Here is a 22850-nt window from a genome sequence, read left to right as displayed (position 1 = left end):
CGCCACCGGGTCCTGGGACGTCCTCCCCGGCGAGGCCGGGGAGGACGTCCCCGCGCCGTCCGGCCGGTCCTCAGTGGACCAGACGGCCCGCCTCGTCCTCCCGGGAAGGGGACCCGTGCCAGGAGCGCCACAGCGCCGCGTACGCCCCGCCGGCGGCCACCAGTTCGTCATGGCTGCCCAGTTCACTGATCCGGCCGTCCTCCACCACCGCGATCACATCCGCGTCGTGCGCGGTGTGCAGCCGGTGCGCGATCGCGATCACCGTACGGCCGTGCAGCACCCGCCCCAGCGAGCGCTCCAGATCCCGCGCCGCACGCGGATCCAGCAACGACGTCGCCTCGTCCAGCACCAGCGTGTGCGGATCGGCCAGCACCAGCCGGGCCAGCGCGATCTGCTGCGCCTGCGCCGGTGTCACCGCCACCGCCCCTGACCCCACCTCGGTGTCCAGACCCCGCGGCAGCGCCCGGACCCAGCCGTCCGCGTCCACCGCACCCAGCGCCGCCCACAACTCCGCGTCCGTCGCGCCCTCCCGGGCCAGCAGCAGATTGTCGCGCAGCGGCCCCACGAACACATGGTGCTCCTGGTTGACCAGCGCCACCTGCTCCCGTACCCGCTCCGCCGGCATTCCGGACAGCCGCGCCCCGCCCAGCGTGATGTCGCCACTGCCCGGCGCGTAGATCCCGGCCAGCAGCCGCCCCAGCGTCGACTTGCCCGCGCCCGAAGGGCCCACCAGCGCCATCCGCGTCCCCGGCGGCACCCGCAGCGACACATCGTGCAGGACGTCACGGCCCGCCAGATAGCCGAACCGAACCTCCCGCGCCGTCAGCTCCCGGCCCTGCGGCGACAGCGACGCGTCGGCGTCCGTGTCCTCGACCTCCCGCACCCCCACCAGCCGCGCCAGCGACACCTGCGCCACCTGCAACTCGTCGAACCAGCGCACGATCATCCCGATCGGCTCCACCAGCATCTGCGCCAGCAGCGCCCCGGTCGTCAGCTGACCCACCGAAAGCCAGTCCTGGAGCACGAAGACCCCGCCGAGCAGCAGCACCCCGGCGAAGATCAGCGAGTGGTAGACGTTGATCGTCGGAATCAGCACGGTCCGCAGCCACAGTGTGTAACGCTCCCACCGCGTCCATTCGAAAACCCGTCGTTCCGACAGCTCCACCCGCGACGCCTCCAGCCGGTGCGCCTCGATGGTCCGCCCCGCGTCCACCGTCTCCGCCAGCGCCGCGGCCACCGCCGCGTACCCGGCGGCCTCCGCCCGGTAGGCACCCGGCGCCCGGCGGAAGTACCACCAGCACCCCGCCACCAGCACCGGCAGCGCGATCAGCGCCGCCAGCCCCAGCGCCGGAGCGGTCACCACGATCCCGCCGAGCAGCAGCCCCGCCCACACCACCGCGATCGCCAGCTGCGGCACGGCCTCCCGCATCGCCTGGGCGAGCCGGTCCACATCCGTGTTGATCCGCGCCAGCAGATCACCGGTCCCGGCCCGCTCCAGCACCCCGGGCGGCAGTCCCACCGACCGCACCAGGAAGTCCTCGCGCAGATCGGCCAGCATCCGTTCGCCCAGCACGGCACCGCGCAGCCGCACCATCCGGACGAAGAACGCCTGCACCGCGAGCGCCACCGCGAACAGCGCCACCGTGGGCCCCAGCCGCAGATCCTTCGCACCCGCCGCCAGATCCTGTACCACCCGGCCCAGCAGGTAGGGGCCGACCATGGAGGCGAGCACCGCCAGCGTGTTCACCCCCACCAGCACGGCGAACGCCCGCCGGTGCCGGTGCAGCAACTCCCGTACGTACGCCCGCACCGTCGCCCGGCCCGCCACCGGCAGCGTGGTGGCGTGCTCCACGGACGACGGATCGTACTCGGGCGGCGAAACCCCGATCATGCCGTCTCCTCCGCGTAGTGGGTGGTCTCCGGCTCCCGGGTCACGACCGCCCGGTAGCCGGCATGCGTCTCCAGCAGGTCCCGGTGGGTCCCCTGCGCCGCGACGCGGCCTTCATCGACGAACACCACGGCGTCCGCGCGATCGAGCAGCAGCGGCGAGGAGGTGAACACCACCGTGCTGCGCCCGGCCCGCAGACCGGCCAGCCCCGCCGCGATCCGCGCCTCGGTGTGCGAGTCCACCGCCGAGGTCGGCTCGTCCAGCACCAGGACCTCCGGGTCGGTGATCAGCGACCTCGCCAGCGCGAGACGCTGCCGCTGCCCGCCGGACAGCGAGCGGCCCCGTTCGGTGATCCGGGCCGCCATCGGATCGCCCTGCGGCCCGGCCGCCGCACGCGAGAGCGCCTCCAGCACATCCCCGCACTGCGCCGCGCCCAGCGCCTCCTCGACCGTGACCCGCCCGGAGGAGGGCACCGCGAGCAGCTCCCGCAGTGTTCCCGAGAGCAGCACCGGGTCCTTGTCCTGCACCAGAACGGCCGTCCGTGCCACCGCGAGCGGCAGCCCGTCCAGCGCGACCCCGCCCAGCAGCGCCGACGGTTCCTCCCCCTCGTGCAGCGGATGGCCGCCGAGCCGGCCGGCGAGCCGCTCGGCGGTGTTCGGATCCCCGCAGACCACGGCGGTCAGCAGGCCCTCCCGGGCCACCAGCCCACTGGCCGGGTCGCGCAGATCACCGCGCGGCGCCCCGTCCGTCCCGCGGGCCGCGTCCGCCGGCCCGGACTCCCGCAGCAGCCCCAGCACCCGCACCGCGCGCTTGGCGGAGGGACGGGAGAAGGTGAACGCCATCGCCGTCTCCTGGAAGAGCCGCAGCGGGAACATCAGGAAGGTCGCCGCCCCGTACACGGTGACCAGCGCGCCCGCCGAGATCCGGCCCTCGCTCGCCATCGTGGCCCCCTGCCACACCACCGCCACCAGCAGCAGCCCCGGCATGACCACCTGCACCGCGTCGATCAGCGACCACATCCGGGCGCTGCGCACCGAGGCGGCCCGCACCTCCTGCGAAGCCCGCCGGTAGCGCTCAAGGAACAGCTCCTCGCCGCCGATGCCGCGCAGCACCCGCAGCCCGGCGACCGTGTCCGAGGCCAGCTCGGTGGCCCGGCCGGACTTGCCGCGCTCGATGTCGGCGCGCCGCACGGCGGCCGGCAGCAGCGGCACGAAGGACAGCACCACGGCCAGGACGCCCGCGGCCACCAGCAGCCCCAGCCGGGGCTCGAAGACGATCAGGCCGGTGCACACGGACAGGACCACCACGACGGCGGCCCCGAACCGGGAGACCGACTCGACGAACCAGCCGATCTTCTCCACATCACCGGTGGAGACCTTGACGACTTCGCCCGCCGCCACCCGCTGGGTGAGCATCCCGCCCAGCTGGGTGGTCCGCCGGGCGAGCAACTGCTGGACCCGGGCCGCCGCCGTGATCCAGTTGGTGACGGCCTGCCGGTGCAGCATCGTGTCCGCCAGCGTCATGGCCAGCGAGATGGCCAGCATGAGCAGACCGCTCAGCGCCAGCTCACGGCCCGAGCGGTGCACCACCGCCTGGACCACCAGGCCGAGCACCAGCGGCAGCAGGGCGATGCTCGCCTGGTGCAGGGTGCCCCACAGCAGGGCCCGGGTCTGGCCGCCCAGCTGATGGCGGAACAGCCACAGGAGAAAGCGGAAACCGGAACGTACGTCGGGTTCACCGGGGTCGGAATACGGAAGGTCGCGAATGTGCATGACATCCCAGAGTCGGTCCGTGCGGAACTGGGCAACCTGCCCAGCCTCACGGCGCGCGCCCGCGAAAAGCAACGGGTTTTTGCGGGCCCTCACCCGCTTTCGCCCGGCGCCGAGGAAAACCTCGGATAATCCTCCGGAAATACGTTCCCATCGACTGCCGCGCTCCCGGCCATCCGCCCGCGCCACGTACCATGCCCGAATGGGACATGGAGCCGACCGCCGGGCCGCCCCGGCCGCCAAACTGGACGCGGAGAGCGCCGCATCCGTCGCCGCGACCCTCCAGGCGCTCGCCACCCCCTCCCGGCTGCTGATCCTCGCCCGGCTGCGCGAAGGCCCGCTGCCCGTCACCGAACTCGCCGCCGCCGTGGGCATGGAACAGTCCGCCGTCTCCCACCAGCTGCGCCTGCTGCGCACCCTCAGCCTGGTCAGCGGCAGCCGCCAGGGCCGCAGAATCGTGTACAGCCTGCACGACCACCATGTGGCCCAGCTACTGGACGAGGCCGTCTACCACATCGAGCACCGCAGGCTGGGCCTCCGCGACGACCACCCCCAGCCCCAGCCCTCCTGAGCCGGTCCGGCCGCTGGGGCCGGCCGAACCCGTGGGCGATCTGCTGGAGCTGCACCGGGCGGCCGGGATCCAGCTGCGGGTTCTCGACAACCTGTGGCCGTACTGGGCCGCCGTGACCGGCAGCAGTCTGGGGGTTCAGCGGCATCCGGCTGCGTAATGCGAAGCCGGCCTCGGCCGATCCCGGCCCCGCGGGCTGATCCCCGTTCGGAAAAGTAATGCGCGAGGTGTTGACGCACGGCACCCGTGCTCCCACCATGAGGGGCATCCCCGCTGAGTGGGAGCGCTCCCATACGGGTCGCGTGGCGCGCTCCCGCTCAGCGGTGGTCCAGCTCGCCCCGCACCACGAGGAAGGGCCGCAGCCATGACACCCCCCACGTCACCCCGCGTCCGCCCCGGCAGGGCCGCCCCATGACCACCGGGCCGGTGACCCGGCCCCCCGGCACGTGCACCGCCGGCCGCCCGGCCCCCGAGCCCCGCCCGCTGCTGCGGGTGCGGCTGCGGGAGGCCAACCGGCTCAGCGCGTTCAACCGGCGAAGCCGGGGAGAGGGTCTGTAGGACCCGGTGTACGACGGCGACGCCGCCCCCGGTGGGCGGCGATCGCCCCACTTCCGCATCCACGCTCCGCGCCCGCCGGTGTGCCGCCGCTCCGGGCCCCTGCACAGGGGAGCCCCGGCGGGGTCGCGGGCGCCGCGCCGCTCCGGTCCTGTCAGGGACGGCAGGGACCGGTGCGGATCCCGCCCCGGGCGGCCGTCGCCTCCAGCCGGGCGACCGCCCGGGGTGGCCGCGGCGCCGCTCCGCACGATGTGCCACGCGTGCGCCGCCGTCCGGGAGCGCTCCCATCGCGCCGTTCTCTCCCCGGCGCTTTCGCCGAGGCCCGGCCGGCGGCCGAACCCGTCCACGACCATGACCGAGAAGGGCCTCTCGCCATGCCAACCCCCCTCACCGCGGAACCCTCCGCCCCCGTCTCCCGGCGCTCCGCGCCACCCGCGTCCGCCGAACCCGCGCTGCCGCTCCCGGTGCACCGCGCGCTCGCGGTGCTGCGGATCGCGACCGGCGCCATCTTCCTGTGGGCCTTCGTCGACAAGACCTTCGGACTCGGCTACGCGACCGCCTCGCAGAATTCCTGGCTGAACGGCGGCTCGCCGGCCAGTGGCTATCTCTCCGGGGTCAGCGCCGGGCCCCTGGAGTCCGTCTTCCGCTCCATGGCCGGTCAGGTCTGGGTCGACTGGGCGTACATGGCCGGCATGCTCGGCATCGGTGCGGCCCTGGTCGCCGGGGTCGCGTTACGCCTCACCGCCCTGGCGGGCGGCCTGATGCTGCTGACGCTGTGGATCGCCGAGTGGCCGCCGGCCCGGCATCTGTCGGACGGTACGCCGAGCATGTCGCCCAACCCGCTGGTGGACCAGCACATCGTCTACCTCGTCGCGCTCGTGGTCCTCGCGCTGTGCTCGGCGGGCCGCACCTGGGGGCTGGGCGGCCGTTGGGCGCGGCTGCCGCTGGTGGCCAGGCACTCCTGGCTGCGCTGAGGGACCGCGGGCGCGCGGGGAGTGAGTGACGGCCTCCCCCCGCGCCCGCCCCGCCCGGCCCACCGGACCGCCGCCCACGGACGGCCCGGTGGGCCGGGCACCCGACTGCCCGGCGGCCCTGACCCGAACGGCCCCGGCGCGCGGGTGAGCGCGCCGCGCGGCGTCCGTAATGGGAGGGGTGGGGCCGGATGCCGTCGAAAGGAACCGTCATGGGGACCGTGCCGAGCGTACGAGCCGGGGACGCGCCGTCCGCCGGCGTCCCCGGTCCGATCGCACCGCTCGGCCGCCTCCGGTACGCCGGACTGCTGTTGACGCTGCTCGGCGCGTTCCATCTGCTGTCCGGTCTGACCGCGCTGGGGCGCCCCGACTACTTCGCGGTCGGCCCCGGCGGGCTGATGGCCCTGGACTATCCCGTATGGGGGACGGTCTTTGCGCTGCTCGGCTCGGTCCAGCTGGCCCTCGGCGCCTCGCTCCAGCGGCGCCGCCCCCGGGCCACCGGCGCGGCCGTCACCGTGGTGATGGTCGCCGCCATCGGCCAGGCGGGTTTCTTCGCGGCCTTCCCGCTGTGGTCCGCGCTGCTCATCGGTCTGTGTGTGCTGACCCTGCACACCCTGTGCGCGCCCGCCCGCTGAGATGGGTACCGCTGCCGCCGGGGTGTCATCGCGTGGCACCCGGCGGCAGCGGCGGTCGGCGGAGGCGGCGTGCGGCCGGCCGGCTCAGCGGCCGGCCCGGCCGCCTGTCACAGATCCACGTCCGAGCAGGAGTAGAAGGCGTTGCCGGTGTCGGCCACGTCCCACACCGCGAGGATCAGATGCCGGCCCGACTTCTGGGTGGGCACGGTGCCCTGGTGCCGTTCGGTGGCGGCCGGGTGCCGGCCGTTCAGGGGTACGGTCATGAACGGCTGCGGCTCCAGGTCGGCCCGCGTCAGCGGCGTGCCGGGGTTGTAGCCGTCCCGGGTGATGTAGTAGCGGAAGTCGCTGGTGCTGTGCGTGACCGTGAAGGTCCAGGTGAAGGTGTAGCCCTGGCCCGGTGTCAGCCGGGTCGCCGGCCAGGCGCCGCCGCGCGGGTCGTCGAGCTGCGCGAACCGGGAGTTTCCGCCCGCGCAGATCTGCCCGTCTGCGGGGCCGGACTGCGGGAAGCCCTTGGGGCCTTCCACACTCTGCGGCTCCCACTGGATCTCTCCGCAGTTGCTCGCCACGCCCTGGGCGCAGAAGGACTGGCGGCTGGTCGGTGCGGTGCTGTAGCCGTGGGCGTGAGCGGTGCCGCCGGTGCCGAGGACCGTGATGGCGGCGAGTCCGAGCCCCGTGGCGGCGGCGGTGATCTTTCTGCGCATGCTGTCGCTCCCGGAGATGTGGGGGGAAGGAAGCTCCGTGCACGGGTGCGAGTGCTGCGGTCCAGACCAACTCCGACGGTAGCGCCGGTCCTTCCGTCATGTCCAGACCAATTGCACGGCCGGCTCCGGGCATGCCGCGACCCGGGTCCGGTGGGTGTTCCACCGGCCGGACCCGGGCGCGTGCGGCCCCGTGACTAGAGGTCGTAGCGGTACTTCATGTGCCGCCAGAAGTCACGTGCCATCCACACGTCGAACTCGGTGACCTGAGTGGCCGTCCCCGCCTTCATCAGGAAGTTCGGTACCCCCGTGGGCGTCCAGTCGTAGAAGTCGTCCAGGCCGAGCGTGTGCCCGATCTCGTGCAGCAGGATGTGGATGTCCGGCTGGTTCAGCGCCCCGACGAAGTACTCCCGGCCGATCCGCTGGCCCCAGTCGCCCCCGGCGCCGCCGCCGAAGCCGTCGGTCAGCCACAGCGACTGGTCGTAGTGGCGGGCCGCCCCGCCCGGGCACCGCGTGTAGTTGCCGTCCTGGTTGAAGAAACGGCCGCACTCCGGCGCGCACTGCGGCGCGCCGGCGCCGTCCAGGTTGCCGATGTACAGATCGACGGAGTCGTCGTCCCACTGGAAGGTGGAGCGGTTCGCGGTGGCCCAGCCGACCACGTTGATCTGGACCCGGGCCTGCGGGAATCCGTCGAAGCCGCGCATCCGGTCGTACCACTTGTCGGACTGCTCCTGGAGCACCCGGTGCACCTGGTCGCGCAACTGCGCGCTCACCGGCGCGCCGGACTCCCAGCGCACGCAGTAGTTCAGATGGCCGCCGCCGTTCGCCATCAGCTGGTCCCAGCCGTAGTTGCGGAAGCCGTACAGGTTCCCGTACGTCTGCTCCACGTGCCGCCAGACCTCGTCGAGCGGCTGCACCAGATGGGCGGGCGGGTTCCAGTCGGCCGTGGTGGCGGCGTCCGCCGGCGCCTGCGGGGCCGCCGCCGTCGCGTCGCTCTCCTGCGGCGCAACCACCGCCGTCTGCGCCGCCGGGGGTCCGGCGGCCGTGGCGGGTGCGGTCAGCGCCGTTCCGATGCCCAGGGTTGCCGCGGCCACCGCGGTCACCAGCGTGGCGCGCCAGCGGCGCGCGGACTTCAGGGGGGACATGCACTCTCCTCGGGTGAACGGGTCGGGGGAGGGGGCAGGACGGCCGGCGCCGGCCGGCGGCGTACCGCACCGCCCGCCCGCGCCCCGTCCGTGCCGTGCGTCGCCGCCCGTTCCCCCGGAGGTTGCCGCCCGGACACCGGCTCAGGCGATGGTGTCCAGATCCGACCGGTGCACCCGGTGCTCCAGCGGACGGCCCGCGCACAGCGCCGCCGCCTCGTCGGCGACCAGGTCGCCGAGCCGCTCCAGTTCATTGCCCAGCGCCCCGGCGATGTGCGGGGTGACCAGCACACCGTCCAGTCCGAACAGCGGAGAGTCGGCCGGCAGCGGCTCCGGCTCGGTGACGTCCAGGACCGCCGTGATCCGGCCGGACACCAACTCCGCCTCGAGCGCCGCGTGGTCGACCAGCGATCCGCGGGCGGTGTTGATCACGGTGGCGCCGTCCGGCAGCAACGCCAGCCGGCGGGCGTCCAGCAGCCCCCGGGTGGCGGGCGCGGCCGGGGCGTGCAGACTCAGCACGTCGCTGACCGCGCACAGCTCGTCCAGCGGCAGCGGCCGCACCCCGAGTTCGCGGGCCTGCTCCTTCGGCAGGTACGGATCGTGCACCGCCACCTCGAAGTCGAACGGGCGCAGCAGCTCGATGACCCGGCGCCCGATCCGCGACGCCCCGACGATGCCGATCCGCCGCCGGTAGTTGCCGAACGCGGACGTCTGCGCGACGGTCGGCGGTCGGCCCCCGGCCGCGTACCGGGCCGCCGTGCCCAGCGCGTTCTTGCCGCTGAGCAGGATCGCGCCGAGCGTGAACTCGGCGACCGGCAGCGCGTTGGCGGCGGCGGCCGAGGACACCACGAGGTCGCGCTCCCAGCACGCCGGGGTGATGTGGTGCTTGACGCTGCCGGCCGCGTGCAGCACCGCCCGCAGCCGCGGCAGCCCGGCCAGCACCGGCTCCGTCAGCGGCGTACAGCCCCAGCCGGTGATCAGCACCTCCACCTCCGCCGGGTCGATGTCCGGGGCCGCCGCCGGGTGCGGGGCGGCGCTCTCCGGCAGCCGCAGCACCTCCGACAGCCGCTTCCGTACCGCCGGGGGGAACAGCCGGTCCAGATGCACCGGGTCCATGACGAACAGCGCGGCGGGACGCGCGCCGCCGTTGTTGATGCTGGGCATTGGTGCTGGTCAGCTCCCATTTCAGAAAACGTTGTCTGTCCACCCTGAACACCTGCCCCATACCACGTCAAGGGCGGGAAGCGGCGAACTCCACCGCCGCTTCCTGTGGTTAGACTGCGCTGAATGAGGAGAAACGCTTTCCGCGGAGCGCGGCCATGACGCCGGCCGGCGGAGCGCCGGCCACCCTGCGCGACGTCGCGGAGCGGGCCGGGGTGTCGATGGCCACCGTGTCCCGCGTCCTCGCCGACAACTACCCCGTCGCCCAGCGCACCCGGCAGCGCGTGCTGCGCGCCATCAAGGACCTCGACTACGTCGCCAACACCCACGCCCGTGCCCTGCGCGGCCGGGGCACTCCCACCGTCGCCTTCGTCCTCAACGACGTGCGCGGCGCCTCCTTCGCCTCCGTCGCCCACGGCGTCGAGGAGGAGGCCGCCCGGCGCGGCCGGATCTGCCTCATCTGCACCACCCAGGGCGACCCCGAGCGCGAACTGTCCGTGGTGCGCACCATGCGCGAACAGGGCGCGGGCGCCGTCATCCTCATCGGCGGCGTGGTCGACGACGCCGCCTACCGCAGCCAGATGACCGCCATCGCGCACTCCCTGGACGCCTCCGGGTCCCGCCTGGTGCTGTGCGGCCGGCCCCCGCTCGGCGAGGGCGTTCCGGCCACCGTCGTGGAGTACGACAACGAGGGCGGCGCCTACGCCGTCGTCAGCCGGCTGCTGGTCCAGGGACACCGCCGCATCCTCTTCCTCGGCGCCGCCGCCAACGGCTCCACCACCGCGGCCGGCCGGCTCGCCGGCTACCGCCGCGCTCTCGCCGACCACGGCGTGCCGGCCGACGACAGCCTGGTCACCGCCGCCGAGTTCAGCCGTGTGGACGCCTACGACAAACTGTCCGCCCGGCTGCGCGCGGGCCGCGACTTCACCGCGGTGTGCGCCGTCACCGACACCGTGGCGGCCGGCGCGCTGGCCGCCCTCGGCGACCACGGGTTGCGCGTCCCCGAGGACGTCTCCCTCACCGGCTACGACGACGTCGATCCGGCCACCGATCTGCGCCCCCAGCTGACCACCGTGCACGTGCCGTACGAGGAGGTCGGCCGCACCGCCGTCCGGCTGGCCCTCGGGCTGCGCGAGGGCGAGGTCTCCGCCGCCGCCCAGCACGCCGTGCTCGGTACGCACATGGTGATCCGCGACTCCACCGCCCCGCTGGCCCGCCCGGCCCCGTCCGCCGGCTGACCCCTCCGCGCCGGGCCGGGACGGCCCGGCCGCCGGGCCCACCGGGAACCCGAAAGTTTCCGCAACACGCGGCCGGTTTCCGCCACCCCCCGCCGGGGCGACCATGATCCGGAAGGAGCGCCACCCAGCGGAGGGCAGCACGCATGAGCACCACCGTCACCGTCCACCCACACCATCTGGAACGGCTCGCACCGTCCGAAGTCCTGCGCGTCGAACCCTGGGGCAGCGACGCCGTCCGGGTCCGCGCGGGCGCCGCCGGCATCCGCCGCACCGCCCCCGGAGCCCTCGACGACCAGCCGCCCGGCACCGCCCCCGGCGCCCCGACCGCGCACACCGAAACCACCGGCGACGGCGGCGCCCGCCTCGTCAACGGCCGCATCACCGCCCACCTCGACGCCCGCGGCCGGCTCCGCTTCACCCACACCGCCACCGGCGAGGAACTGCTCGCCGACGCCGAGCCGTACAAGGGCTGGCCCCCGCCGCGCACCCACACCCCGCACGGCGACGGCGGCTACCGGCTCGAACAGCGCTTCGCCGCCCACCCCGGCGAACGGCTCTACGGACTCGGCCAGCATCTGCACGGCCGCCTCGACCAGAAGGGCCTGGTCATCGAACTCGCCCAGCGCAACGCCGAGGTGTCCATCCCCCTGCTGATCTCCTCGCGCGGCTACGGCCTGCTCTGGAACAACCCCGCGCTCGGCCGCGTCGAACTCGCCCACGACGCCACCCGCTGGGTCGCCGAACGCTCCGACCAGATCGACTACTGGATCACCGCCGGCGACACCCCCGCCGATCTGATGGCCGCCTACGCCGCCGCCACCGGCCACCCGCCCCCGCTGCCGTACTGGGCCACCGGCTTCTGGCAGTCCCGGCTGCGCTACCGCAGCCAGGAGGAACTGCTGGCGGTCGCACGCGAGTTCGCCCGCCGTGAGCTGCCGCTCTCGGTCATCGTCAGCGACTTCTTCCACTGGCGGCAGATGGGCGACTGGAGCTTCGACCCCGCCGACTGGCCGGACCCGGCGGCCATGGTCGCCGAACTGGAGGCGCTCGGCGTCCGCCTGATGGTCTCCGTCTGGCCCACCGTCCACCCCGACAGCACCCACTACCCGGCCCTGCGCGCCACCGGCGGCCTGGTGGCCGACCGGCACGGCGGCGTGATCACCCAGAACTGGCCCGCCCCCGGCGGCTTCGCCCCCACCCACTACTACGACCCCACCGACCCCGACGCCCGCCGGCTGCTGTGGGACGCGGTGCGCGAGGGCTACCACCGGCACGGCGTCCGGGTCTTCTGGCTGGACGCCGACGAACCCGACCTCGCCCCGCCCCTCCAGGAACGCGCACAGTACGCCGCCGGCGACGGACGCCGGGTGGGCAACCTCTACCCCCGAGAACACGCCCGCGCCTTCCACGAAGGACTCACCGCCGAAGGCGAGCAGGAGATCCTCACCCTCAACCGCTCCGCCTGGGCCGGCAGTCAGCGCTACGGCGCCGCCCTGTGGTCCGGCGACATCCCCGCCACCTTCGACTCCCTGCGCACCCAGATACGCGCCGGACTGAACGTCGCGCTCAGCGGCATCCCCTGGTGGACCACCGACATCGGCGGCTTCCACGGCGGCGACCCCGCCGACCCCGCCTACCAGGAGCTGATGGTGCGCTGGTTCCAGTACGGCGTGCACTGCCCGCTGTTCCGGCTGCACGGTGACCGCGACCCCAACGAGCCCTTCGGCGTCACCATGACCGGCGGCCCCAACGAACCCTGGTCCTACGGGCCCGCCTACCCCCTCATCCGTGAGCAGTTGCTGCTGCGCGAACGGCTGCGCCCGTACGTCCAGGAGCAGATGGACATCGCGCACCGCACCGGCACCCCGCCGATGCGCCCGCTCTTCTACGACGCCCCCGACGACCCCGCCGCCTGGGAGGTGGAGGACCAGTTCCTGCTGGGGCCGGATCTGCTGGTGGCCCCGGTCGCCGGACCGGGCGTCCGGGAACGGCAGGTGTACCTCCCCGCCGGCAGCCGCTGGCAGGACGCCCACGACGGCACCTGGCACGAGGGCGGCGGCACCGTGCGCGCCGCCGCCCCGCTGGAGCGCATCCCGCTGTACGTCCGTGCCGGCCGCACCCTGCCCATCCGCCCGGCCGACGGCTGACCGGCGCGCCTCCGGCCGGCTCCCGCGCGCCGCGCGCCGCGCACCGCGGGAGCCGGCCGGTCCCGCCGCCCCGCCGTCCTACCGCCCCAGCACCGCCATGGCGGCGTTGTGCCCCGGGACGCCGCTGACGCCCCCGCCGCGTGCCGCACCCGAGCCGCACAGGACGATCCGCTCGTGCTCGGTCTCCACCCCCCAGCGCCCCGCCGGCCGCCCGTCCGCCCCGTCCTCCCGGAACGGGAAGTCCAGGTCCCCGTGGAAGATGTTGCCGCCCGGCAGCCACAGATCGCGCTCCAGGTCCAGCGGGGTCTTCACCTCCAGACACGGCCGTCCCTCCCCGTCCACGGCCAGACAGTCCAGGACCGGCTCCGCCAGGTGCTCGTCCAGCTGCGCCAGCGCCGCCGCCAGCAGGGTGTCCCGCACCTCGGCCTCGGCACGCCCGTCCGGGCCGAACAGCCGGGCCGGGGTGTGCAGTCCGAACAGGGTCAGCGTCTGGTACCCGGCCCCGGCCAGTTCGGGGGAGAGGATGGAGGGGTCGGTCAGCGAGTGGCAGTACAGCTCACCGGGCGGCGCCGAGGGCGCCCGCCCGGCCGCGGCCTCCTGGTAGGCGCTCTCCAACTGCGCGTAGCCCTCGGCCACATGGAACGTCCCCGCGAACGCCTCCCGCGGATCGACCCGGGGGTCCCGCAGCCGGGGCAGCCGGCGCAGCAGCATGTTCACCTTCAGCTGCGCGCCCTCCGCCGGCCCGGGCGGTGCCGCCGCCCCGCCCAGCAGCCGCGCCAGCACCTGGGGCGAGGCGTTGACCAGTACGTGCTCCGCGCCGACCGCCCCTTCGCGCTCGCCGTCGCTGAACCGCACCTCCACCCGTCCGCCGGGCCCGCCGTCCGGCGTGACGCCGGTGACCTCGTGCCCGGTCACCAGCTCGGCCCCGGCCCGCCGCGCGGAGGCCGCCAGCGCGTCGGTCACCGCCCCCATGCCGCCCACCGGCACATCCCAGTCGCCGGTGCTGCCGCCGATCACGTGGTACAGGAAACAGCGATTCTGCCGCAGTGACGGATCGTGCGCCGAGGCGAAGGTGCCGATCAGACCGTCCGTCAGCACCACACCGCGCACCAGGTCGTCCGCGAACCGTTCCTCGATCGTCACCCCCAGCGGCTGTTCGAACACCGCGTGCCAGGTCGCGTCGTCCGCCACCCGCTCCCGCAACGCGGCCCGGGTGGGCAGCGGTTCGGTGAGCGAGGGGAAGACCCGCGCCGCCAGCCGCCGGGTGGTGGCGTAGAACTCCTGCCACGCCTCGAACTCCCGGTCGGAGCCGGTCAGCGCGGCGAAGGACTCCCGGGTGCGCTCCGTGCCGCCGCCCACCAGCAGACCCGTCGGCCGGCCCGCGCGCACCGCCGGGGTGTACGAGGAGAACTCGCGCTTGGCCGGGGTCAGCCGCAGCCCCAGGTCCCGCACGATGTGCTCGGGGAGCAGACTCACCAGATAGGCGTACCGCGACAGCCGGGCGGCCACCCCGGGGAAGGCGGTGGCGGAGACGGCGGCGCCTCCGGTGTGCGGCAGGCGCTCCAGCAGCAGCACCCGGCGCCCGGCGCGGGCGAGGTAGGCGGCGGCGACCAGGCCGTTGTGGCCTCCGCCGACGATCACGGCGTCGTACGAGGAGTGGGCAGGCATGGGGCCTGACTAGCACGCCCGCCGCTTTCCGGCCAGCATCCCGGCCGGGGTCTGGAAAGCGTTTACTGTCTGGCATAGGGTGCCCGGCGGACCAGCCCCGACGATCAGGTGGCACGCGCATGGCCAAGCACCCCTTCACCCTGCCGGACGAGGACCGGGCGCTGAGCCCGCACACCGGGTGGACCCGCGCCCACTGGGAGGCGGTCGCCGACGGCCTGCTGCACGCGGTCGCCCCGTACGCCACCGGCGGCCGGGCGCTCTACCACCTGCCCGGCGGCCCGCCCAGCGGCTCGGGGCCGCGCTCGGACGGACTGGAGGGGTACGCCAGGACGTTCCTGCTGGCCGCCTTCCGGGTGGCCGGGGCCGGCGGCGCGGACCCGCACGGGTTCCTGGAGCGGTACGCGGCCGGTCTCGACGCCGGCACCCGCACCCCCGGCGGGGCCGGGCCCGAGGACTGGCCGCTGATCACCGACCGCAGCCAGCCGCTGGTGGAGGCCGCCTCCATCGCGCTGGCGCTGCGGCTGACCCGGCCCTGGCTGTGGGACCGGCTGCCCGGGGAGGTACGGGAGCGGGCCGTCCGCTGGCTGTCGGACGCCCTCACCGCACAGGCGTGGGAGTGCAACTGGGAGTTGTTCCCGGTCACCGTGGGCGGCTTCCTCGCGGAGACGGGGGAGGCCGGGGAGACGAGGGCGGCGGCCGAGGCGGCCATCGCGCGCGGCCTGGACCGGATCGAGCCCTGGTACCGGGGAGCGGGCTGGTACAGCGACGGCCCGGCCCGGCACTTCGACTACTACAACGGCTGGGCGATGCATCTCTACCCGGTGCTGCACGCCTGGCAGTCCGGGGACCCGGCGGCCCTGGAGCGGTACGGCGACCGGCTCGCCGTCCACCTCGCCGACTATGCCCGGCTGTTCGGCGGCGACGGCGCGCCCCTGCACCAGGGCCGGTCGCTCACCTACCGGATGGCCACCACCGCACCGCTGTGGCTGGGCGCGCTGACCGGCCGTACCCCGCTGGCGCCCGGTGTCACCCGCCGGCTGGCCTCCGGAGCGCTGCGCTACTTCCTGGACCGGGGCGCGGTGGGCCCCGAGGGGCTGCTGTCGCTCGGCTGGCACGGGCCGTACCGGGGCGTCCTCCAGCGCTACTCGGGCCCGGCGTCGCCGTACTGGGCGAGCAAGGCGTTCACCGGGCTGCTGCTGCCCGCCGAGCATCCGGTGTGGACCGCCACCGAGGAGCCGGGCCCGGCCGAACGCGCCGACGCGGTCACCGCGCTGCCCGTTCCGGGGTGGCTGCTCCAGTCCACCGCCTCCGACGGGGTGGTGCGCCTGCACAACCACGGCAGCGAGGACGCGCGCTACGACCCGCACTACACCCGGTCCGGCTACTCGACGGTGACCGGGCCCACCCCGGTGGACGCCGGCCCGGCGGCCGACAACCACTTCGGTCCGCTGCTCGACGGCAGCTGGGCCGCCCGTTCCGCGATCGAGCCGCTGGGGGCCGGGGACGGCTGGATCGCCTCGGCACACGATGCGGGCGGGCAGCGGGTGGTCTCCGTGGTGCTGGCCCACGGCGCCGCCGAGGTCCGTATTCATCTGATGATCGACAGTGCGCCGGGGACGCCGGTCCGGCTCACCGGATGGGCCGCGGGGGAGGGGCTGCACTCCGAACTGCATCCGGTGCATGGTTACACCGCTGACGGATCGCTGTCCGGCCTCTCCACCGCCTTCACCACCGATGCCCGGGTCCCCGTCCTCACCGGACGCACCGGAGAAGCCCCCGGCGACCGGCTGTTCATCTCCCTCGCCCGGCTGACCGGCGACAACGCACCGCCACCGCTGTCGTCCCTGGCCGGGGTACGGGTGACCACCCCGGCCGCCGGCACCGCGGACGCCGCCGCCCCCGACCCGGAGGCCGCCACCCGCATCACCGTGGAGTGGACCGACGGCCCCCGGCGCCATCTGCGCATCACCTCCCGCGCAGTACGGGCCGACTGAGCACCCGCCGCCGCCCGCCACCGCCCCTTCCCCCCGTACGCACCCGTCCCCGCGCGTACGCTGGAGGGCTGTCCCCCCATGACACCCTCCGAAGGAGCACATGCCGCACGACACCGCTTGGCGGACCGGCGCACCGGTCGCCGATCCGGCCGCACCGCAGCACCCCGCGCAGATCCGCCGTATCCTCGCCCTCTTCCGTCCCTACCGCTCCCGCCTGGCCGTCGTCGCCCTGCTCGTGGGCGCCTCCTCCCTGGTGGCCGTGGCCTCCCCGTTCCTGCTCCGGGAGATCATCGACACCGCGCTGCCCGAGCAGCGCACCACCCTGCTCGCCCTCCTCGCGCTGGGCATGATCGTCACCGCCGTCATGAGCAGCGTCTTCGGCGTGCTCCAGACCCTCATCTCCACCACCGTCGGCCAGCGGGTCATGCACGACCTGCGCACCCAGGTCTACGCCAAGCTCCAGCAGATGCCGCTGGCGTTCTTCACCCGCACCCGCACCGGTGAGGTCCAGTCCCGTATCGCCAACGACATCGGCGGCATGCAGGCCACCGTCACCTCCACCGCGACCTCCCTGGTCTCCAACGTCACGGCCGTCGTCGCCACCCTGGTGGCCATGCTCGCCCTCGACTGGCGGCTGACCCTGCTCTCCCTCGCCCTCCTGCCGTTCTTCGTCTGGCTGGCCCGCCGGGTGGGCCGCGAGCGCAAACGGATCACCGCGCAGCGCCAGAAGCAGATGGCGACCATGGCCGCCATGGTCACCGAGTCCCTCTCGGTCAGCGGCATCCTGCTCGGCCGCACCATGGGCCGCGCCGACAGCCTCACCCGGGACTTCACCCAGGAGTCCACCCGCCTCGCCGACCTGGAGATCCGCGCCTCGATGGCCGGCCGCTGGCGGATGGCCACCATCGGCATGATCATGGCGGCCATCCCCGCCCTGCTGTACTGGTCGGCCGGCGTCCTGCTGCAACTCGGCGGCACCCCGCCCTCCATCGGCACTCTGGTGGCCTTCGTCAGCCTCCAGCAGGGGTTGCTGCGCCCGGCGGTGTCCCTGCTCTCCACCGGCGTGGACATCCAGGCGTCCCTCGCTCTCTTCCAGCGCATCTTCGAGTACCTCGACCTCACCGTCGGCATCACCGAGCGCCCCGACCCGGTGGAACTGCGGCGCGCCAAGGGCGAGATCCGGCTGGAAGGGGTGTCCTTCCGGTACGACCCCGCCGCGCCGCCCACCCTCAGCGACATCGATCTCACGGTGCCGGCCGGCGGTTCGCTCGCCGTCGTCGGCCCCACCGGCTCGGGCAAGAGCACCCTGAGCTATCTGGTGCCCCGCCTCTACGACGTCACCGGGGGCACCGTCCGGCTGGACGGCATCGACGTCCGGGAGCTGGACTTCGCCTCCCTGGCCCGCGCCGTCGGCGTGGTCTCCCAGGAGACCTATCTCTTCCATGCCTCGGTGGCCGACAATCTGCGGTTCGCCAAGCCGGACGCCACCGACGCCGAGATCGAGGCCGCCGCCCGCGCCGCGCAGATCCACGACCACATCGCGGCGCTGCCGCAGGGGTACGACACCGTGGTCGGCGAGCGCGGCTACCGGTTCTCCGGCGGGGAGAAGCAGCGGCTCGCCCTGGCCAGGACCATCCTGCGCGACCCGCCGGTGCTCGTGCTCGACGAGGCCACCAGCGCGCTGGACACCGCGACCGAGCACGCCGTCCAGCGGGCCATCGACGCGCTGTCGGCGGGCCGGACCACCATCACCATCGCCCACCGGCTGTCCACCGTCCGCGACGCCGACGAGATCGTCGTCCTGGACGGCGGCCGGATCACCGAACGCGGTACGCACACCCAACTGCTCGCCCTGGGCGGCCGGTACGCCGAACTGGTACGCCGCGACGGGGAGCCGGCCGCCGAGCGCGCCGCCCTGGACCCGGCGCCCTGACCAGCGCCTTTCCGCGCCCGTCCCCGCCGGGCGCGGGCCGCCCCGGCGGAACAGGAAAACTATGCGAACGGTCGTGCTAACATCTCGCCAGCCAACCGTCCCACCGAGGGGATCCAGCATGGCCGTGACCACCGACCTCACCCGCGGCGCCCTGCGCCTCACCTCCCGGGTGGCACCCTCACTGGCCGTCCGGGCCGCACTGCCCGCCTTCCGCCGCCCCCGCGCCACCGCCCGCCGGCACCCCGAGGAGGAGCCGGTGATGCGAGCCGCCCGCGCCCGGACCCTCACCGTGGACGGGCAGGACGTGGCCGTCTACCGCTGGGGTACCGGCGAGCGCCCGGTCCTCCTGCTGCACGGCTGGATGTTCCGCGCCTCCCGCTTCGCGCCCCTCGTCCGTGCGCTGACCGACCGCGGCTACAGCCCCGTCGCCTTCGACGCCCCCAGCCACGGGGAGTCCCCCGCCGGCGAGGCCACGATCCTCCAGTACGGCGCCACGGCCCGCCTCCTCGCCCCCGCGGACGGCCACTACGAGGCGGTCATCGGCCACTCGGTGGGCGCGCTCGCCGGCTTCTGGGCGGTCCGCGAAGAGGTCACCGCCACCCGGCTGATCGCGCTGGCCCCGATGCCCGGCTTCGACTTCCTGGCCGACTCGTTCTGCGCCGGCGCCGGCCTCACCGGGCGCGCCAGGACCCTGCTGCGCACCCGGATAGAAGAGGAGGTGTTCCCCGGCGTGCCCGCCATCTGGGAGCGGTTCTCCGCCACCTACCGGCCCGACCGGCTCACGCTGCCGCTCCTCGTGGTCCACGACGAGGACGACGACATGATCCCGGTCGCCCACGCCCGCCGCATCGCCGAGATCTACGGCGACCGGGCCGACCTGCTCGTCACCCGGGGGCTGGGCCACCGCCGGATCATCCGGGACCCGCACGTCATCGACAGCGTGCTCGACTTCGTCTCGGCGACCGACCCGGTCCATGAGGCCCTCCCGGAGGGTTGACGGCCCCGTACGCCTCACGTCCCGGCGGCCGTCCGCCGGGACGCGGCGCTCAGCGGGGCTCCGGTGCCCCGGTGCCCGGAGCGGCGGCCGACCGCAGCCGCTCCCGTACCGCCCGCGCCGCCCGCCCGTACCCCGACTCGTCCCCGAACAGGGCCGAGGTGGTGTTCGCCATGTCCATCAGGGCGACCAGTTCGAACGCCAGCTGCGTCACATCGGCGTCCTCGCGCAGGTCACCCACCGCCCGCGCGCCCGCGAGCGTGTCCAGGACCAGCCGGTCCCACTCCTCGCGGGCCAGCGCCACCGCGTCCCGCACCGCGCCCTCGCGGGCGGCGAACTCGGTGGCCACCGCGATGAAGAAGCAGCCGCCCGGGAAGACCCGCCCGCGCGAGTACTCCAGATACCCGTCGCACAGCAGCAGCACCCGCCCCAGCCCCTCGGGCACCTCCAGCGCCGGCTGCACGATGCGCCGTACGAACACCGACCGCGCCGCCCGCACCGTCGCCAGCTGAAGCTCTTCCTTGGAGCCGAAGAGCGCGAACACCCCGCTCTTGCTCAGCCCCAGCTCCCCGGCGATCCGCCCGATCGACAGCCCGCCCAGGCCCTCCACCGAGGCCACGTCCATGGTCCGGCGCAGCACCAGCCGGCGGGTGGCGTTCCCGCGCTCCACCCGCCCGTCGACATGTGCCGCATCCCCCACCGGGTCACCTCCTGGGTCAACGGTCATGGTATGCGTCAGCGCAGTCGCCCGTCCGCCGCCAGTTCCTCGAACACCGCGTGGTCCACCGGCGCCGTGCGCTCCTTGTCGGCCAGCGAGAGCCAGGCGAGTTCCTCGATCTCGCTGCTCGCGGCGAGAGTCCCGCGGAAGTCCGCCGTGTAGCAGGCCATCCGCACCAGCGTGCCCTCCGGGTACCCGTCCGCCTGGGCCTCGTACGTTCCCACATGGGCCACCGTCTCCGGCACCAGTGCCACGGTCAGCTCCTCGCGCACCTCCCGGAGCAGCGTCTCCCGGTCGCTCTCCGCGCCGTCCCGCTTGCCGCCGGGAATGTAGAACAGCCGTTTGCCCCGGGAGCGCACCCCCAGGATCCGCCCCCGGTCCAGATGCACCCACGCCACGGTGTCGATCAGCCCCGCCACGATTCCGTACTCCTTCGGCCACGTCCGGGCCCGACGGGATGCCTGTGGGCGGCCGGGCCGTGACGATGGTGTCATGGACCCGAGTGAGTGGGGTATCGAGCCCGGCCGGGAAGCGCACCCGGGCCCGCGGCGCGACGGTCCGCTGTGGCTGCACCCCGACGACGACCTGGCCCCCAACCGGCCGGGTGAGACGCTGTACGGCCTCCTCGCCGACCGGCCCGAAAGCCGCGGGGGCCGGCTCGTCCGCGCCCTGCTCGGCCGGGACCGGGACACCGCGGCCCTGCGGGAGCGGCTCGCCGGGGAACGCTCCGCCGGCGCCGCTCTGGACCGGCTGGCCGGCGCCGGCTGGGAGATCCTGCACTCCCTGCCGCTGCCGGGCGCCGCCACCCTCTCCCATCTGGCGATCGGCCCGGCCGGGGTGTTCGGCTGTCACACGGTGGCCCACGCCCGCGGGCCGCTGCGCGTCGGCGACCCGGACGACGAACAGGTACGCACCGGGGCCCGGCGCGGCGAGCCCCATCTGCGGCACTGCCGGCGCGGCGCCGCCCTCGCGGCCCACGCCCTCACCCGGGGCTGCGGCTTCCCGGTGACGGTCTCCCCGGTGCTGATCTGCGTCACCGCCGGGCAGGTCGGGTACGGCGCGGTGCCCGACGACGTACGGGTGCTGCGCGAGCACCAGGTGGACGGGCTCACCCGGTACGGGGCCCTCCTCACCCCGGACCTGATCCGCGCCATCCACGGCGTCGCCCGCGACCGCCGCACCTGGCGCGGCCTGTGACGCCGCCTACTCGGCCAGATCGGCGACGGCGGAGACGTGCTCCACCCGCATCCGGACCAGCAGCTCACCGGGGACACCGTTGCGTTCGCCGAACTCCCGCGCCCGGTCCTCGCCCATGTAGCGCGCCGCGATCCGGGTGGCCCACTCCCTGACCTCCGCCAGGTCCTCGCTCAGGTGCACCCGGCCACGCAGCACGGCGAAGCTGTACGGGGCCCGCTCGTCGTCGACGCACAGCGCCGCCCGCCCGTCCCGGGCCAGATTGCGGCCCTTGACGGTGTTCGCGCCGGTGTTGAAGACGATGTCGTCGCCGTCCAGCACGAACCACACCGGCGCCACGTGCGGACCGCCGTCCGCGCGCACCGTCGACAGCTTCCCGGTCCTGGTGCCGGCGGCGACGAAGGCCCGCCACTCCTCGGAGGTCATCACATGTCCCATGGGCCCATCGTGCGTCAGTCCTGACCGGGCGACCACGCGGGCAGCCCGTGCGGCGCGGCGAACGCCAGGCATTCTTCAGGCTCCCGCCCCAGCCGGACCGACAGCGCGAACCGGTGCAGCTCGCCCACCGTGCGCGGCTCGAACGCGATGTGCGCGAACCCGGCCTCCGGCCCGGAAGCCGCGGCCAGCCGGTCCAGCTCCCGCTCCACCGCCGCCCACTCGGCGTCGGGCACGTACTGCCGCATCACCGAGTGCCACACCACCGTCAAGGTGCCCGGTTCCAGTTCCACCCCCGACAGGAACTGCGCCGCGCCGGCCGCGCCCACCGTGGCCGGCACCTTGGCGGCGATCCGCAGCGCGCCTTCCAGCCGCCGGGTACGGTCCGCCTGGTCCGGCCACACGTAGGCGCGCAGGGCCAGCGCGCCGTCGGGGGAGAGCGGATCGAGCGGGGTGATGTCGCAGCCGCGCCGCTCGACGATGCGCAGGGTCTGGTGACGCCGGGCGCCCTCGGTCAGCCAGCCGGGCGGGTCGCCGCGCCACACCGGGTCGAGCCGGACGGGGGAGTCGGGGTTGCCCCAGGAGAAGGACGGCGTCCGGTAGTGGAACTGCTCGGCGCGCAGGTTCAGGCCCGCGCTGGAGCCGAGTTCGAACAGCCGCACCGGCAGCGCGGCCGTGGGCACCGCGTACAGCAGCCCGGCCAGCAGGAGGGAGGCCCGTCCCACCTCGTTGGTCTGCGGCGGTCGTTCGAGCCAGTCCCGCACCCAGTCCGGCTCGGCGGCGACCGCCGCCCGGAAGGCCGGCCAGCCCGCGTCCGGATGCTCCGGGTCGAACACCCCGCCGGCGCTGGGGTAGTGCTCCGCCAGCTCCGGGGCCCGCCCGGTGAGGACCAGGGCGTGCACCGCACCCATCATCCGCAGCGGCAGCGCGTCGGCGTGGCCGGTGTCCTCGTACCCCTCCAGAACGGCAGCGCAGGGGCCCTCCTCCTTGATGTCCCGGGCCACGCGCTCCAGCAGCGCCCCGTACAGCGGGGAACCCAGCCGGGCGCAGGCGCCGGCCTGCTGGCTAAAGACGAGGGCAACCTGATCACGGGGCATCCGTACTCCTCACTCGGGAATGCCCAAGATCATGGGGCCCGCAAG

The 22850-nt window shown here is 74.4% G+C and carries 20 protein-coding genes; 10 read left to right on the top strand and 10 right to left on the bottom strand.

Features of this window, described 5'->3' with window-relative positions; all coding sequences use genetic code 11:
* Window positions 1–70 precede the first annotated feature (70 nt).
* Together BM385_RS21540 and BM385_RS21535 are read right to left on the bottom strand one after the other, a co-directional pair.
* The gene (locus BM385_RS21540) at window positions 71–1891 is read right to left on the bottom strand and encodes an ABC transporter ATP-binding protein (protein WP_093844074.1); all 1821 of its coding nucleotides are present in this window, start codon (window positions 1889–1891) and stop codon (window positions 71–73) included.
* Window positions 1888–3660, bottom strand: coding sequence for an ABC transporter transmembrane domain-containing protein (locus tag BM385_RS21535; protein ID WP_093844073.1), 1773 nt, complete (start codon window positions 3658–3660; stop codon window positions 1888–1890). Before BM385_RS21535 ends, BM385_RS21540 begins: the two co-directional genes overlap by 4 nt.
* Window positions 3661–3859: 199 nt before the next feature.
* On the opposite strand from BM385_RS21535, the gene BM385_RS21530 reads away from it, so the two are divergent.
* The 4 genes from BM385_RS21530 to BM385_RS21515 all read left to right on the top strand — a co-directional run bounded on the left by BM385_RS21530 (window position 3860) and on the right by BM385_RS21515 (window position 6386).
* Window positions 3860–4228 carry an ArsR/SmtB family transcription factor gene (locus BM385_RS21530; RefSeq protein ID WP_019434496.1) on the top strand — a complete coding sequence of 123 codons (369 nt, stop codon included), beginning with the start codon at window positions 3860–3862 and terminating at the stop codon, window positions 4226–4228.
* Window positions 4137–4385: a DUF6886 family protein gene (locus BM385_RS28405; RefSeq protein WP_337489097.1), complete on the top strand. Its 249-nt coding sequence runs from the start codon at window positions 4137–4139 to the stop codon at window positions 4383–4385. Before BM385_RS21530 ends, BM385_RS28405 begins: the two co-directional genes overlap by 92 nt.
* A gap of 769 nt (window positions 4386–5154) precedes the next feature.
* Window positions 5155–5754, top strand: coding sequence for a hypothetical protein (locus BM385_RS21520; RefSeq protein WP_019434494.1), 600 nt, complete (start codon window positions 5155–5157; stop codon window positions 5752–5754).
* 209 nt (window positions 5755–5963) lie between these two features.
* A complete protein-coding gene (locus BM385_RS21515; protein ID WP_093844072.1) occupies window positions 5964–6386 on the top strand; it encodes a DUF7144 family membrane protein in 423 nt (140 codons plus the stop codon).
* Between the two features lie 107 nt (window positions 6387–6493).
* On the opposite strand, the gene BM385_RS21510 is transcribed toward BM385_RS21515, so the two are convergent.
* The 3 genes from BM385_RS21510 to BM385_RS21500 all read right to left on the bottom strand — a co-directional run bounded on the left by BM385_RS21510 (window position 6494) and on the right by BM385_RS21500 (window position 9390).
* Window positions 6494–7087, bottom strand: coding sequence for a lytic polysaccharide monooxygenase auxiliary activity family 9 protein (locus tag BM385_RS21510; protein ID WP_019434492.1), 594 nt, complete (start codon window positions 7085–7087; stop codon window positions 6494–6496).
* Window positions 7088–7281: 194 nt separating this feature from the next.
* Window positions 7282–8229, bottom strand: a complete 948-nt coding sequence (locus tag BM385_RS21505) for a hypothetical protein (RefSeq protein WP_093844071.1) — start codon at window positions 8227–8229, stop codon at window positions 7282–7284.
* 141 nt (window positions 8230–8370) lie between these two features.
* Window positions 8371–9390: a hydroxyacid dehydrogenase gene (locus tag BM385_RS21500; RefSeq protein WP_093844070.1), complete on the bottom strand. Its 1020-nt coding sequence runs from the start codon at window positions 9388–9390 to the stop codon at window positions 8371–8373.
* Window positions 9391–9545: 155 nt separating this feature from the next.
* Between BM385_RS21500 and BM385_RS21495 the strand changes: the two genes are divergently transcribed.
* Entirely contained in the window at window positions 9546–10625 is a 1080-nt protein-coding gene (locus BM385_RS21495) for a LacI family DNA-binding transcriptional regulator (RefSeq protein ID WP_093844069.1), read from the top strand.
* 143 nt (window positions 10626–10768) lie between these two features.
* Complete coding sequence (locus tag BM385_RS21490; protein WP_093844068.1) at window positions 10769–12772, top strand: glycoside hydrolase family 31 protein; 2004 nt, start codon at window positions 10769–10771, stop codon at window positions 12770–12772.
* A 78-nt stretch (window positions 12773–12850) separates the two neighbouring features.
* Here the strand turns inward: BM385_RS21490 and BM385_RS21485 are convergent, their stop codons facing one another.
* Window positions 12851–14440, bottom strand: coding sequence for a phytoene desaturase family protein (locus BM385_RS21485; protein ID WP_093844067.1), 1590 nt, complete (start codon window positions 14438–14440; stop codon window positions 12851–12853).
* A 119-nt stretch (window positions 14441–14559) separates the two neighbouring features.
* Between BM385_RS21485 and BM385_RS21480 the strand changes: the two genes are divergently transcribed.
* The 3 genes from BM385_RS21480 to BM385_RS21470 all read left to right on the top strand — a co-directional run bounded on the left by BM385_RS21480 (window position 14560) and on the right by BM385_RS21470 (window position 19364).
* The gene (locus tag BM385_RS21480) at window positions 14560–16434 is read left to right on the top strand and encodes a DUF2264 domain-containing protein (protein ID WP_093844066.1); all 1875 of its coding nucleotides are present in this window, start codon (window positions 14560–14562) and stop codon (window positions 16432–16434) included.
* A 100-nt stretch (window positions 16435–16534) separates the two neighbouring features.
* The gene (locus BM385_RS21475) at window positions 16535–18367 is read left to right on the top strand and encodes an ABC transporter ATP-binding protein (RefSeq protein WP_093844065.1); all 1833 of its coding nucleotides are present in this window, start codon (window positions 16535–16537) and stop codon (window positions 18365–18367) included.
* A gap of 118 nt (window positions 18368–18485) precedes the next feature.
* A complete protein-coding gene (locus BM385_RS21470; RefSeq protein WP_019434484.1) occupies window positions 18486–19364 on the top strand; it encodes an alpha/beta hydrolase in 879 nt (292 codons plus the stop codon).
* A 49-nt stretch (window positions 19365–19413) separates the two neighbouring features.
* On the opposite strand, the gene BM385_RS21465 is transcribed toward BM385_RS21470, so the two are convergent.
* The gene (locus BM385_RS21465) at window positions 19414–20088 is read right to left on the bottom strand and encodes a TetR/AcrR family transcriptional regulator (RefSeq protein ID WP_051131162.1); all 675 of its coding nucleotides are present in this window, start codon (window positions 20086–20088) and stop codon (window positions 19414–19416) included.
* An 8-nt stretch (window positions 20089–20096) separates the two neighbouring features.
* On the bottom strand, window positions 20097–20498 hold the full coding sequence (locus tag BM385_RS21460; protein ID WP_019434482.1) for an NUDIX hydrolase: 402 nt from the start codon (window positions 20496–20498) through the stop codon (window positions 20097–20099).
* A gap of 73 nt (window positions 20499–20571) precedes the next feature.
* Here BM385_RS21460 and BM385_RS21455 point away from each other — a divergent pair, with 73 nt between their 5' ends.
* A complete protein-coding gene (locus BM385_RS21455) occupies window positions 20572–21276 on the top strand; it encodes an NERD domain-containing protein (RefSeq protein ID WP_093844064.1) in 705 nt (234 codons plus the stop codon).
* A 6-nt stretch (window positions 21277–21282) separates the two neighbouring features.
* Here BM385_RS21455 and BM385_RS21450 read toward each other — a convergent pair whose 3' ends face one another.
* Window positions 21283–21711, bottom strand: a complete 429-nt coding sequence (locus BM385_RS21450; protein WP_026047542.1) for a PPOX class F420-dependent oxidoreductase — start codon at window positions 21709–21711, stop codon at window positions 21283–21285.
* 14 nt (window positions 21712–21725) lie between these two features.
* Window positions 21726–22805 carry a DUF2332 domain-containing protein gene (locus BM385_RS21445; protein ID WP_019434479.1) on the bottom strand — a complete coding sequence of 360 codons (1080 nt, stop codon included), beginning with the start codon at window positions 22803–22805 and terminating at the stop codon, window positions 21726–21728.
* Window positions 22806–22850 lie beyond the last annotated feature (45 nt).

The organism is Streptomyces harbinensis (assembly GCF_900116145.1).
In the GTDB taxonomy this organism is placed as follows: domain Bacteria; phylum Actinomycetota; class Actinomycetes; order Streptomycetales; family Streptomycetaceae; genus Streptomyces; species Streptomyces carpaticus.
Note: the sequence above shows the minus strand (reverse complement) of the source record. Positions and strands in the feature narration are given on the sequence as shown.